11 protein-coding genes are annotated in these 12793 nt (G+C 41.5%); 6 read left to right on the forward strand and 5 right to left on the reverse strand.

From position 1 onward, the window contains the following. Positions 1 to 4: 4 nt before the first annotated feature. From cysW to FTT70_RS01820, 4 genes are all read right to left on the reverse strand, one after another. Complete coding sequence (gene cysW / locus FTT70_RS01805) at positions 5 to 898, reverse strand: sulfate ABC transporter permease subunit CysW (protein WP_180168215.1); 894 nt, start codon at positions 896 to 898, stop codon at positions 5 to 7. Continuing rightward, positions 895 to 1728: a sulfate ABC transporter permease subunit CysT gene (gene cysT / locus FTT70_RS01810; protein WP_004971748.1), complete on the reverse strand. Its 834-nt coding sequence runs from the start codon at positions 1726 to 1728 to the stop codon at positions 895 to 897. Before cysT ends, cysW begins: the two co-directional genes overlap by 4 nt. An 87-nt stretch (positions 1729 to 1815) precedes the next feature. Next, positions 1816 to 2421, reverse strand: coding sequence for an alpha/beta hydrolase (locus FTT70_RS01815; protein WP_096901106.1), 606 nt, complete (start codon positions 2419 to 2421; stop codon positions 1816 to 1818). Between the two features lie 319 nt (positions 2422 to 2740). After that, positions 2741 to 3748, reverse strand: a complete 1008-nt coding sequence (locus FTT70_RS01820; RefSeq protein ID WP_004971740.1) for a sulfate ABC transporter substrate-binding protein — start codon at positions 3746 to 3748, stop codon at positions 2741 to 2743. A 160-nt stretch (positions 3749 to 3908) separates the two neighbouring features. Between FTT70_RS01820 and pabC the strand changes: the two genes are divergently transcribed. From pabC to mtlD, 5 genes are all read left to right on the forward strand, one after another. After that, complete coding sequence (gene pabC / locus FTT70_RS01825) at positions 3909 to 4742, forward strand: aminodeoxychorismate lyase (protein WP_004971738.1); 834 nt, start codon at positions 3909 to 3911, stop codon at positions 4740 to 4742. Then, complete coding sequence (gene mltG, locus FTT70_RS01830) at positions 4735 to 5799, forward strand: endolytic transglycosylase MltG (protein ID WP_178865640.1); 1065 nt, start codon at positions 4735 to 4737, stop codon at positions 5797 to 5799. The genes pabC and mltG overlap by 8 nt, the downstream gene beginning before the upstream one ends. A gap of 2 nt (positions 5800 to 5801) precedes the next feature. Beyond that, entirely contained in the window at positions 5802 to 6410 is a 609-nt protein-coding gene (tmk, locus tag FTT70_RS01835; protein WP_131261157.1) for a dTMP kinase, read from the forward strand. Positions 6411 to 6528: 118 nt separating this feature from the next. Further along, positions 6529 to 6939 carry a PaaI family thioesterase gene (locus FTT70_RS01840; RefSeq protein WP_096901103.1) on the forward strand — a complete coding sequence of 137 codons (411 nt, stop codon included), beginning with the start codon at positions 6529 to 6531 and terminating at the stop codon, positions 6937 to 6939. A gap of 194 nt (positions 6940 to 7133) precedes the next feature. After that, a complete protein-coding gene (gene mtlD / locus FTT70_RS01845; protein WP_180168216.1) occupies positions 7134 to 9263 on the forward strand; it encodes a bifunctional mannitol-1-phosphate dehydrogenase/phosphatase in 2130 nt (709 codons plus the stop codon). Between the two features lie 178 nt (positions 9264 to 9441). Here mtlD and nadB read toward each other — a convergent pair whose 3' ends face one another. Beyond that, on the reverse strand, positions 9442 to 11076 hold the full coding sequence (gene nadB, locus FTT70_RS01850) for an L-aspartate oxidase (protein WP_180168217.1): 1635 nt from the start codon (positions 11074 to 11076) through the stop codon (positions 9442 to 9444). A 331-nt stretch (positions 11077 to 11407) separates the two neighbouring features. On the opposite strand from nadB, the gene FTT70_RS01855 reads away from it, so the two are divergent. Next, complete coding sequence (locus FTT70_RS01855; RefSeq protein WP_131261155.1) at positions 11408 to 12790, forward strand: Do family serine endopeptidase; 1383 nt, start codon at positions 11408 to 11410, stop codon at positions 12788 to 12790. Positions 12791 to 12793 lie beyond the last annotated feature (3 nt).

A 12793-nucleotide genomic window follows, 5' to 3' on the forward strand; every position in this document is an offset into this window, starting at 1 on the left:
TTCCTTAAGAAACAGTTGAATCTTCATTGCGTTGGTTTTGCTTTTCTTGGCGAATTTCAACCCAAGTTTTTAAAATCAGGGTCACAATCGCGAGAAGTGCCAAGAGAGAGGACACCGCAAACGCAGCACTAAAGGTATATTCGTTATAGAGAATTTCGACGTGCAGCGGTAGGGTGTTGGTTTCTCCGCGAATATGCCCCGATACCACAGATACCGCGCCAAACTCACCCATTGCGCGGGCATTACACAGAATCACGCCGTAAATTAAACCCCATTTTATATTTGGCAAAGTGACTTTCCAGAAGGTCTGCCAACCCGATGCACCTAATACAATCGCAGCTTCTTCTTCCTCTGTGCCTTGCGCTTCCATTAAAGGAATCAATTCACGCGCCACAAAAGGTACAGTAATGAAGATGGTGGCAATCACAATTGCAGGTACGGCATATAAAACTTTGATGTCGTGTTCCATCAACCAGCCGCCCATCCAACCTTGTGTACCAAAAATCAGGACTAGCATTAAACCTGCAATGACAGGAGAAACTGAAAAAGGCATATCAATTAAGGTGGTGAGAATCGACTTACCACGGAAATTGAATTTCGCCACTGACCACGCTGCGGCAATACCAAATACCACGTTTAAAGGTACGGCAATGGCTGCAGTGAGTAAGGTTAATTTCACTGCCGATAAAGTGTCAGGATGCACCAATGCTTGTGCATAGACACCAATGCCTTGTTTAAAGGCTTCTACAAAAACCAAAATCAGCGGCAAAATCAGACAGTTTAAGAAGAAAATGAAGGCAATTGCAATCAGGGTATAGCGTACCCAAGTCGGTTCACGTGTTGCATCGCGTGATTGTAGTTTTTCAGCCAAAGCATTGCTGTTGGTATTTAAACTCATCGTGCAGTTCTCCCTGTGCGACGACTTGCCCATGCTTGTAATAAGTTAATTAAGAACAGCATGACAAAAGAAATCAGCAACATCACCACAGCAATTGTGGTTGCACCTGCGTAGTCATATTCTTCTAAACGAGAAATAATCATTAAGGGTGCAATTTCAGTTTTAAATGGTTGGTTACCTGCAATGAAAATCACCGAGCCATATTCACCTACGCCACGCGCAAATGCGAGGGCAAAACCTGTAATCAGTGCAGGCAATAAAATAGGGAAAATCACTTTGGTGACAATTTGAAAGCGGTTAGCCCCTAGCGCAGATGCTGCTTCTTCCAACTCGGTTTCTAAGTCACTGAGTACGGGTTGCACGGTACGCACAACAAATGGAATACCAATAAAAATCAGGGCAAGGGTAATCCCGATAGGGGTATACGCGACTTTAATGCCTAATGGTTCTAAATATTGTCCAATCCAGCCAGTCGGTGCGTATAAAGAAGTCAGGGCAATACCCGCAACTGCAGTAGGCAATGCAAAAGGTAAATCGACCAAAGAATCTATAATACGTTTGCCCGGAAAGCTGTATCGTACCAAACACCATGCCAATAATAAGCCGAAGACGACATTAATAAAGGCTGCAATGAGCGCAGCGCTAAAACTGAGTTGCAAAGATTTTTGGATACGTTCTGAACTTAAAATTTCCCATAAACCATCCCAACCGATACCCAGCGATTTAATAAATACAGCCGATAAGGGAATAAGAACAATTAAGGATAAATACGCTAGGGTAAAGCCTAGAGAAAGACCAAATCCTGGCAGCACTTTGGATCGCTGCGACATGATGACTCCTCAAAAGAGAGAATGAGTGTTTGAAAACAAACAGATAAAAGTAAAAGATAAATTCGGCACAAGCATAATTTGCGAAGATTAAATTGCAAATTTGAATAAATACTTGTTGTTATCAGAAATACTGATATGTGATTGCATATTTTCTGCAATCAAATAATCATAAATTTCAGGAAATGCCCCAAAGCCTGATGCAACATTAATATGACCCACTTGTCCTAAATTAATCGGTGTTAATTGCCATGCTTGGGCAAGTGCCTGTGCATCTGCAAAACTTAGCCACGGGTCATTTTCACTGATCAATAAGCGTGTCGGTACAGCCAATTTAAGTTGCTGAAAATAAGCCGAATAATTGCTTTGGCTGTGTTGTGCAAAACCAGATTCACCAAAACGGGCAGGGTTAGCAGGTGCAACCAAAACCACATTTTTAATTTTCGCCTGCAATTTAGGTTGCTGTGCTAAGGCTGCCACTGTGGTCAGACAACCAAAGCTGTGCGCCACAATTTGAATATCGTTCTGAATCGGGGCAACTGTTTTGACAAATTCAGCAACCCAGTTCTGTAAAATTGGGCTATTCCAGTCTGACTGTTGTACACGCGAGCAAGACATGAGTTGTCGTTGTAACCAAGATTGCCAGTGCGCATATTCACTGCCACCTACACCTGGAACAATTACGGTATGAATCATGTCGATGCTCCTTCGCATATTTCAGCCTGAAATAATGATCTGAATAACGCTTGAATATGAATTGAACCCATCATTTTCAGCTTTGGCTGTGATCACTTGGATTCAAAACTCAGTAAGATAATGCTGTAAAATTCATGTTTTAAATAATCTGCAACAAGGATAACTAGAGTTTCTATGCAAAAAAAATAATTAAAAATGAATTTTATATGAATAAAAGAGATATATGTGAATCAGGTAAAAATGCGTTTGTGAAAACACCCGCATTTTTCAATTTGGGTGTTTTCAGCTAGAGCTTTGGTATGATTTACCTTTCGGAGTATTATTTGGTTTGGTTGGCTTTGACAATCTGATCGAAAATGCCATCATTTTCAAAGTGTTGCTTCTGAACTTTGCTCCATCCACCAAACTCTTGATCAATAGTCACCAACTTCAATGGTTTAAATTGCGACTTATATTGTGCCAACACCGTAGCATTACGTGGTCGGTAATAATTCTTCGCAGCAATGTTTTGACCCGCAGGCGAATAGAGATAGTTTAAATAGGCTTTGGCTAAGTGTTGATTGCCATCTTTTTGCACATTTTTCTCTACAATCGCCACAGGCGGTTCAGCCAAAATAGATAGAGAAGGCGTGATGATCTCAAATTTACCCGGTTGTTCACGCACGGCTAAATAGGCTTCATTTTCCCAAGCTAACAAAACATCACCAATGCCACGTTCTGCAAAAGTGGTGGTTGAGCCACGTGCGCCTGAATCCAATACTTTGGTTTGTTTATAAATTTGGCGAACAAACTCTTGCGCTTTAGCATCATTGCCCGCAGGTTGATGTTTTGCCCATGCCCACGCTGCCAAATAGTTCCAGCGTGCACCGCCAGATGTTTTTGGATTTGGAGTAATGATTTCCACACCAGGTTTGACCAAATCGCCCCAATCTCGAATACCTTTCGGGTTGCCTTTACGCACTAAAAATACAATTGTGGATGTATAAGGGGTCGAGTTGTGCGGAAATTTCTTTTGCCAGTCTTTAGGTAATAGACCGCGTTTGGCAATTTCATCAATATCGGCAGCCAGTGCCAAAGTCACGACATCGGCACCTAGACCATCAATCACCGCACGTGCCTGTTTGCCCGAACCGCCATGTGATTGTTTAAAGTTAATGTTTTGCCCGGTGGCTTTTTTCCAGTACGCACCGAAATCTTTGTTAAAGTTATCGTATAATTCACGGGTTGGATCGTAGGAAACATTCAGAAAGTCTTTTGCAGAAACGCTCAAGGTTGTTGCCGAAAGTACTGCCGCCAGTAGTCCAATTTTCAGTTTTGTAAAGTTCATGTTTGACCTCAGGTATTAAATCTGTTGTTGAATGAGGCAAGCATATCGGTAGTCTATTTGCTGAAAAAATAATTTAAAATGCGGTGAATATCAGTAAATGATAAATATAAATTTCTTCATTGTTTTCTATATTTAGAGATAAATAACGAGTACTTCTTCCATGCAGTGTTATAAAAATGCCAAGCCTACCGAGCAGATTCATGTGTTAGATCGCGCGTTTCATTATGGTGATGGATGCTTTAGCACTGCACGTTTTCGCCAAAATCAAATTGAATTATTTGACCGCCATTTGGCGCGTTTGCAATATGCCAATCGCCAACTTTCTTTAAATGCCAATCTTGAGTTAATCACTGAAACGCTGACAATTTTAAAGCAGGCGCATGGCGAGTTAAATGGTACTTTGAAGATTGTTTTAAGTCGTGGTGTGGGGCAGCGTGGCTACAGCTTGCCTGATCATCCTGCCGATGTTTGGGTGTTTTTCTATCCACAAGTACAAGCGGCTTTAGATACGGCATATCATTATGACATCATTCAAAGTGGCATCTTGGCACAAGCGATTGGACTAAGCATGCCGAATTTAGTTGGGCTGAAAAGTCTAAACCGACTTGAACAGGTATTGCTCAAACAAGAAGCCGATCAAAAAGGCTGGACAGAAGCTTTGGTTACTGATGTACAGGGCAGTGTGGTTGAAGGTGTGAGTAGTAATTGTTTCATTCGTATAAACAATACATGGATTACCCCGCAACTTGGTTATAATGGCGTGCACGGTGTCATGCGGGCAGAAATTTTATCGCGCATGCAACAACAGAATTTGCATTGTGAACAGCGTGATGTTCATGTTTCGGAAATTGCGCAGATTCAAAGTCTGTTTTTCTGTAATGCCTTAACGCCCATGAAAATTGTCAGCCATTTAGGGCAGCAGGTTTTAGATGTGCAGCCGTGTGTGGAACTATTTAAGCAACTTCAACTGAATCAGATTCATTCTTATGTCTAAGCGTCCATCAAAATCTAAAAAGAAAACCAAACCTATATGGTCTAAGCGTGCTATTCAGGGTGCGCTTATTTTTGTACTCGGACTGTTTTTGGTCATTGGCATGATCTTATGGTCAAGCTTATTTAAAGATTATCCTATTGAAGGCAAAAAACAATTATTGGCAATTAATGATGGTGATACCTATTCACGCTTTATTGATCGTTTGGCAGAACAAGATCATGTGAATTTTCCAATTGTTTTAAAGCTCTATCAACGGGTGATGATTCACGACAGCATGAAAAAAGGCGTGTATGAAGTTCGTCAGGGTATGAGTGTACGTCAGGTTATGGAAATGATCGCCAATGCTGAAAATGCACAAATGAACCGTATTTTGGTGATCGAAGGCACGACTTTTAAACAATTGATTGATGCGTTAAAGAAAGATGAGTTAGTCACCAAAGAAGTGTCGCATTTGCCATATGATCAAATGCTAAAAGCTTTAAATATTCCTTTTACACATCCCGAAGGTTTATTTGCGCCGAATACTTATTTCTTTGCCAAAGGTGAAACTGACCGTAAAATTTTAACCGATTTATATCAGCGTCAAATGAAATCATTGGATGATGCTTGGAATAATCGTGCAGCAGATTTGCCCTATAAAAATAAATATGAAGCTTTAATCATGGCATCTATTATTGAAAAAGAAACCAATGTTGATGCTGAATTAGAGCAGGTTTCGGGTGTGTTTGTACGTCGTTTAAAACTGGGGATGCGTTTACAGACTGACCCAACCGTGATTTATGGTATGGGAGAGCGTTATCAGGGCAATATTACCCGTCAGGATTTACGCACTCCAACGCCATACAACACCTATACCATGAGTGGTTTAACGCCAACGCCAATTGCATTGCCAAGTCAAAAAGCCATTGAAGCGGCGATGCATCCAGATCAATCTGACAACATTTATTTTGTGGCGACAGGTAACGGTGGGCATAAATTTAGCACCAATTTGCAAGATCATAACCGTGCCGTACAGGAATATTTAAACGTACTGCGCATGAAAAAATCAGGGGAATAAGCATGTTTATCAGTTTTGAAGGTACTGAAGGGGTAGGCAAAACTACACTTATTCGCCGTATTCATGATTATTTTACTGCACAAGGTCAGTCGGTGGTTTTAACCCGTGAACCGGGTGGAACCCCTATGGCAGAGCAAATTCGTGCTTTGTTGCTCGAGGTCAACCATGAAGAAAAAATGTGTTCAGACACTGAGTTATTGTTGATGTATGCAGCGCGTGCACAGCATTTAGATCGGGTGATTTTACCTGCGTTGGCTGCAGGAAAAACTGTACTGTGTGACCGTTTTAGTGATGCGAGTTTTGCTTATCAGTGTGCAGGACGTGGTTTGAGTGAAAGCAAGTTGCAGACTTTAAATAATAACTTTGTGGCACGTATGCCTGACTTAACTTTCTGGCTGGATGCACCGATTGAACTGGGTATGACCCGTGCACGGGCACGTGGTGAACTTGATCGTTTTGAACAAGAGAAAGCAACTTTCTTTGAGAAAGTAAGAGGTGGCTATCAAACTTTGTGGGAGCGACACCCTGAGCGAGTGAAGCGCTTAGATGCAACACAAAGCCCCGATCAAGTATTTGCACAGGCGATGCACTATTTGCAAGCTAAGGCATAACAAACAAAGGTATAACAAGCCAATGGGTCATGGTTATGCATTTGATTGAATGGAAAAATCTTCTATAGTGGAAATGCTTTAGAAGATTTTTTTATTTAAATAATAGCGAATAGTAAATATGACCAAAGACGAAATTATTGAATTTTTAAAAGTTGAGTTTCCGCAAAGTTTGGAAAAATGTGAAATTGTATCCATCACCCCACGTGGGGCATTGGTGAATTATCACATCGATGAACGTGATTTACGTCCAGGCGGCACAGTATCGGGGCCGACCATGATGACCGTTGCAGACTATGCACTTTATATCGCCATTTTAGGCGAATTAGGTTTGGTGGCTTTGGCGGTGACCAGTAATTTAAACATCAACTTTTTACGCAAGCCCGCAGCAGGCCGTAATTTACGTGGTGAATGTCGCTTAATGAAAGTAGGGAAAAACCTCGTGGTCGGTGAGGTTTGGGTATATTCCGAAGGTGTAGATGATGCCGTGGCGCATGTCACAGGGACGTATTCGATTCCACAGATTGGCTGAGAATAAAGTCAGCTTTATCTTAATTTTAGTTACTTATATTTACCATGTGGTTACATATGTACACATACCACATGAAAATCAGGGTTTGATTGGTTAAAAAATAATCACAAATATTTCATTTTATGTTTTTCATATAGATCAAATCTGCTTTTGTCTAAGCTAGCAACCCGTAAGTAATAAAACAAGGGAGCTAAATGCTTAAATTTAAGAACAATATTGTTCATGGAGCAATCTTTGATATGGATGGAACAATGTTTGATACTGAACGATTACGGTTTCAAACATTGAAGCAGGCATCTCAGGAGCTCATTGGCGTTGAATTTTCAGACGTATACCTCATGCAATGTTTGGGTTTGAGTGCAAAGAGCGCTGAACAACTGGCTCAAGCAGAATATGGTGCAGACATTCCTTACCGTGAGATCCGTCAGCGTGCTGATGAACTAGAACTAGAAAGTGTGCGCAATTTTGGTGTGCCCATTAAAAAAGGTTTGTTGCAGGTATTAGAGCGGTTACGAAAGTCTGGCTTGAGAATGGCGGTTGCTACGTCTAGTCGTCGTGCCATTGCCGAAGAATATTTGATTAATGCCAATGTCTATAAGTTTTTTGATGTATTAGTTTGTGGCGATGAGGTGCAACAGGGCAAGCCACATCCTGAAATTTTTATAACAGCCGCACAAAAAATTAATCTAGAACCCAGCGAATGTTTCATGCTGGAAGATTCTGAAAATGGAATCAAATCTGCACATGCAGCGGGTGGCATAACCATACTATTTCGGGATATCAAAAAACCTAATGCTAATATGTTGTTACTCACGCAGCATTATTACGCAAGTATGCAAGCTTATTTAGATGACTTAAATCAAGTTATTCCTGTATTGGAAATGCCGAGTTTACAAGAGGCCTTCCCGCAAACTTTAAATCAGTTGAGTGTGGGGATTCATGGTTTTGGTGCAATAGGTGGGGGCTATTTGGCCCAAATTTTATCGCACTGGGATGGCTATACCCGTCCTAAACGTATTTATGCTTCTACACGGAATACCTTATATCGTTCTGCAGTAAACGCCTTTGGAACGTATTCAATTCGTTATGGACAATGTTCTTATGATGAACGAATTGAAAATATGCACATCATTGATGCGGAGAACTTGCAGCAGATGCAGCAAATGTATGTGGAGTCGAGCCTAATTGCATTATGTTTGCCTGAACATGCTTTACAGCAAGAGGCTAAAGTAATTGCGCAGGGCTTATATGCCCGTTTTATAGCGCAATTTGAACTCCATCAGCCTTTAACTATTTTGGTAATTTTAAATAAAGTTGGGGCAAAACAGCTCTTGATGACGCATATTCATCAGGCGTTAGAGGCGTTGTTGGATCCCGATACGGCAGCCAAAATTATGGCGCAGCATTATTTTTGCGATACTGTCGTAAATAGAATGGTCTCTAAATTAAGCGATCAAAACTTATATCGCCAATTACGCATCAAGTATAATATTTTTAAGCAATTTCAGTTGGATGACGAAGCAGAGCCAATTGAAATTGAAGACAATACTCGATTGCAGCCTGAGCAAGAGCGTCAAGCCACCTTATATGTAGAAGATTTAAGACGCAATTTTCAGCCCAGTCACATTTTGCAAAGTATGGATTTAATTTTATTTCATGCTGAAAGTGACATGCCTATTTATGTGGAAAATGCCAGTCCATTATTGCAACACATGCGTCAAATGATTTTGGTAGATGATATTGCCGAAATCCAACTCATTAAAAATCGTTTATGGAATGGTGTACATGCCATGATGGCTTGGTTATCCAGTTTAATAGGGCATAACAGTATTGGTGTCGCAATGGCAGACCCATTGGTTGCAGATTTTACCCGCGCTGTTTCGGCACAAGTAGCGTTGGGATTAGCTGCACAGTTGCCGCATCGTCAGCAAAACTTAAAGCATCTGGCACAGAGCTTTCTGGACTCATGTGAACATGCCTATAAAGACCCGTGTCAGCGTGTGGCACGTGACCCTTTGCGTAAACTCTCAGCCAATGAACGGGTGATGGGTGCTTTGATTTATCATCTGCAGCATGATTTAGCTGCAAATTATGTGCAGAAAGGAGTGGTGTTGGGCTATCTGTATGCAATTAAAATGCAGCAGTTGGGGGCTCAAGCAGCATTACAGCATTTGTCAAAACAATTGCAAAATGCGCCTATAGACGAACAAACACGGCAGCAATTGCAGTACATAATTAGCCACCAATTACAGCAACTATTGGCTGGTCAAGTTCGCTTAGAAGCATTTATTCAAGATGGTACTCAAGTTGCAGCCGTAATCTAAAACTCAACTTGATGAATTCTTGGGGGGAGGTTTAGTAAGTTAACGTCATCATATTCAAAATGATAAAATACCGAATCGTGTTATGGAACACGATTCGGTGCTTTCTTGCATTAGAATTCAAATGCACTTTATTCACAGATACTTTTATGCAAATGCTGTTGTGTAACAAGCAATCAGATCACTCATTCACCAATGGGGTTTCCACTTGGAAGTTTGGTGGAATAAGCACAGTTTTACTCAATTCAGGCGCAAGTTCAGGATAATCTAGCGTGAAGTGTAAACCGCGTGATTCCTTACGTTGCATGGCACAGCGCACAATCATTTCCGAAACTAAAACCAAATTACGCAGTTCAATTAAGTTTTTACTGACTTGATAGTCCTGATAATACTCGGTGATTTCACGTTTCAGCATTTCAATGCGGTGCAAGGCACGCTCTAAACGCTTGGTGGTGCGTACAATGCCGACATAGTTCCACATGGTTGCGCGTAGCTCATCCCAGTTTTGTAAAATCACCACATCTTCGTCAGGATTCGTCACTTGCGAATCATCCCAAGCAGGAACTTCAGGCGAACTATAATCTGCAGTATAATGGGCTTCAATATGTTTGGCGGCAGCCATTCCATAGACAAAACATTCTAAAAGAGAGTTACTTGCCATACGATTAGCACCATGTAAACCTGTATAAGAAGTTTCACCAATCGCATATAAACCAGCAATATCGGTTTGGCTATGTTCATCCACCATTACTCCGCCACAAGTGTAGTGGGCAGCAGGTACAACAGGAATCATATCGGTAGTGATATCAATGCCCAATTCCAGTAAACGTGCATACAGCGTTGGGAAGTGTTCTTTCACAAATTCTGCAGGTTTATGGGTGATGTCTAACCACACATGACGAATACCTAAGCGTTTGATTTCATAGTCAATCGCACGTGCTACAATGTCGCGTGGCGCCAATTCTGCACGCTCATCAAAACGCAGCATAAAACGCTCACCATCGGGTAAACGCAAATATGCACCTTCACCACGCATGGCTTCAGTAATTAAAAACGAACGTGCTTGAGGATGATACAAACAGGTCGGATGGAATTGGTTAAATTCCATATTTGCCACACGGCAACCCGCACGGTATGCCATCGCCATACCATCACCTGTGGCAATGTCTGGGTTAGATGTATACAGATAGGCTTTCATTGCACCACCGCAGGCAAGTGCGGTAAATGGTGCAAGGAAGCTATGCACTTTTTGTGTTTTTTCATCTAGTGCATATAAGCCTAAAGTGCGATTGCTTTCATTTAAACCTAATTTTTGCGAGGTAATTAGGTCAATCGCAATATAATTTTCAAAAATGGTGATGTTTTGCTGTTCTTGGACACGTTGTACTAAAGTGGTCGAAATTGCGCGTCCTGTTGCATCGGCTGCATGAATAATACGTCGCTGTGAGTGACCGCCTTCACGGGTTAAGTGCAACTGTTCTTGTTCATCTAAAGTAAATTGAACACCTTGTCTCAGCAGAAAATCTACCGAAGGTTTGCCGCCTTCTACGGTTTGTTTGACGGCATCCATTTCACATAAATGCGCACCTGCAATCATAGTGTCATCTATGTGTTGTTCAATTGAATCTGTTTCATCAAGCACTGCCGCGACACCGCCTTGCGCATAGAAGGTGCTGGCTTCAGTGAGGGTAGATTTCGCCAAAACGGCAATATTGAAATGCTGGGGTAATGAGAGCGCTAAACTCAAACCTGCACCACCACTTCCCACAATAATCACATCAAATTGATGTGTTGTGTTTAAATTAGGCATGTCCATCAGCTAATTTGAAAAAAGTTGGATAATGACACCCCTTTTTACAGAAAAAGGCAAGTGCGAAGTGGATTTGAATAATGAAAAAAAAGAATAAACTGGCAACTTTTATGGAATATCCCACTTTTATTGTGATTCGATTCCACGCTTTTCATTTATAGCACTTTGGCGCATCATTTTTGATGGGTCAAATATAAGATGCTATCTCAGCTATCCTCCACAGTGCCTGCCAAACCGTAATTGAAAAAGATTCAACATTTTATTACGCAAAAGCCTATTATTTTGTGCTAAATAAGGTGAGTTCAAAGTCATAATTATTATTGAGTGAATGCTATTTATGAAAAATCGCAACTTAAAAAAAGGTTTATATGCGGCTGTTTTTACTATGGCAACTGTGCAGACTCAAGCAGCACCACCAGTAGACTTTTCTAATTTGGTTGAGCAGGTTAGTCCTGCGGTGGTGAGTGTCAATGTTGTCAAAAAAATGAGTCAGGAAGAACTCTTACAACAACAAGTTCCAGAAATTTTACGCCGTTTTTTTGGCAATCAAGTGATTATTCCTCAACAGCAAATTCCACAAGAAAAAACAGGTTACGGCAGTGCCTTTTTTATTAGTAAAGATGGATACCTTTTAACCAATCACCACGTTGTTGAAGATGCTTCTAAAGTTACCATTGTACTGAATGACCGCCGTGAACTTGATGCAACTGTCGTGGGTAGTGATGAACGTACCGATGTCGCGTTATTAAAAGTGCAGGGCAGCAGTTATCCAGAACTGCGTACAGGCAATGTCGATCAATTACGTGTAGGTGAACCTGTGCTTGCGATTGGATCGCCATTTGGCTTTGACTATTCTGCATCGGCAGGAATCGTGAGTGCCAAAATGCGTAATATGATGGGTGAAACTTCAGTGCCATTTATTCAGACCGATGTGGCGCTTAACCCAGGTAACTCAGGCGGGCCACTATTTAACCAGCGCGGTGAAGTGGTCGGCGTGAACTCCCGTATTTTTAGTGGTACGGGTGGTTATATGGGCTTGTCATTCTCCATTCCTATTGATGTTGCCATGGATGTTGCCGATCAGTTAAAGCGTAACGGTAAAGTGACTCGTTCTTATTTAGGGGTGAGTTTGCAAGATATTGACCGCAATTTGGCAGAATCTTATAAACTCAGTAAGCCTGAAGGTTCATTAATTACTCAAGTTGCACCAAACTCACCTGCGGCACGTGCAGGTTTGCGCGCGGGCGATGTGATTCTTAAATACAACGGCACACCTATTTCCAGAACGTCTGAATTGTTGAACTATTTAAACCGTTCAGTGCCAAATCAAAGTATTCAGCTTGAAGTATTACGCGATGATAAACGCCGTAATATTACCGCTACGGTGAGCACAGCACCTGACGACACGCCTGCCAAAAACAACCCTGACACAGCAGCCAAAGGCCCTGTTTTAGGGGTGTCGATTCGTGATTTAAGCGTTGCAGAACAACGCCAATTAGATATTAAAGGCGGTGTGCTGATTCAGGAAGTGCGTCGTGGTGGTTCGGCAGCTCAGGCACGTATTATGCCAGGTGATGTGATTGTGCAACTGAATAACACCACCATCCAAAATGCCAACCAATTTGTTGAAACAGTATCTACCTTGAAACAAGGTACAATTGCGCGTGTGGTGATTATCCGTCAAGGGCAACGTGCGATTATTGGCATGCGTATTCAATAAGTT

Origin of the sequence: Acinetobacter sp. YH01003 (genome assembly GCF_013420525.1) — a bacterium.
Taxonomy (GTDB): domain Bacteria; phylum Pseudomonadota; class Gammaproteobacteria; order Pseudomonadales; family Moraxellaceae; genus Acinetobacter; species Acinetobacter towneri.

Coding starts and splice junctions, on each gene's coding strand:
- FTT70_RS01815 (WP_096901106.1), bottom strand. CDS start 2,421: ATGATTCATACCGTAATTGTTCCAGGTGTAGGTGGCAGTGAATATGCG.
- nadB (WP_180168217.1), bottom strand. CDS start 11,076: ATGGACATGCCTAATTTAAACACAACACATCAATTTGATGTGATTATT.
- mltG (WP_178865640.1), top strand. CDS start 4,735: ATGTCTAAGCGTCCATCAAAATCTAAAAAGAAAACCAAACCTATATGG.
- pabC (WP_004971738.1), top strand. CDS start 3,909: ATGCAGTGTTATAAAAATGCCAAGCCTACCGAGCAGATTCATGTGTTA.
- tmk (WP_131261157.1), top strand. CDS start 5,802: ATGTTTATCAGTTTTGAAGGTACTGAAGGGGTAGGCAAAACTACACTT.
- cysW (WP_180168215.1), bottom strand. CDS start 898: ATGAGTTTAAATACCAACAGCAATGCTTTGGCTGAAAAACTACAATCA.
- mtlD (WP_180168216.1), top strand. CDS start 7,134: ATGCTTAAATTTAAGAACAATATTGTTCATGGAGCAATCTTTGATATG.
- FTT70_RS01820 (WP_004971740.1), bottom strand. CDS start 3,748: ATGAACTTTACAAAACTGAAAATTGGACTACTGGCGGCAGTACTTTCG.
- FTT70_RS01840 (WP_096901103.1), top strand. CDS start 6,529: ATGACCAAAGACGAAATTATTGAATTTTTAAAAGTTGAGTTTCCGCAA.
- FTT70_RS01855 (WP_131261155.1), top strand. CDS start 11,408: ATGAAAAATCGCAACTTAAAAAAAGGTTTATATGCGGCTGTTTTTACT.
- cysT (WP_004971748.1), bottom strand. CDS start 1,728: ATGTCGCAGCGATCCAAAGTGCTGCCAGGATTTGGTCTTTCTCTAGGC.